The sequence below is a fragment of the Listeria sp. SHR_NRA_18 genome (assembly GCF_003856515.1).
Lineage (GTDB): Bacteria > Bacillota > Bacilli > Lactobacillales > Listeriaceae > Listeria_A > Listeria_A newyorkensis.
This window is the reverse complement of sequence record NZ_QPKR01000096.1, coordinates 1-406: the sequence shown is the minus strand read 5'-3', so window position 1 is coordinate 406 and position 406 is coordinate 1. Positions and strand designations below refer to the sequence as shown.

The 406-nt window shown below is 56.7% G+C and carries 1 protein-coding gene; it reads right to left on the bottom strand.

Translation table 11 applies throughout. The features are described 5' to 3' along the window. Window positions 1–406: stalk domain-containing protein (locus DUK53_RS17315; protein WP_255410910.1), on the bottom strand; the 406-nt coding region annotated here is incomplete at both ends.

Below are 406 nucleotides of genomic sequence, written 5' to 3'. Positions count from 1 at the left end.
GTTTTTATACTCCGGGGCCGCCTTGATGATAGCGACCGCCGCGTTAATCTCCGCCGCACTCAACGGATTTAGCGGATGGGCCCGATGTTCCACCGCAAAGGTCTGATCCAGACCGGATTGGAACACTTCGTTGATAAACTCGTCGGACATATAGGCCGTTTTACCCTTGAACACCACCGGCACCTGTAATCTCAGCGGCTTGCCGTTAACGATGGCTTCGCGGCTATCCGGTTTGACCTTCACATAGGCACCATCTTTCACGATAACGAACATGCGGGCGTAGTCATCCCACTGCACGCTGGCACCAAACTCCTCCAGCGTTTTTTGCAGCGGAACCATATGTGCCGCAGCGCCATGAGCCAACGCCGCTGGCTGCCAACCCGCGCCGATCAGCAAGCCTAACGCC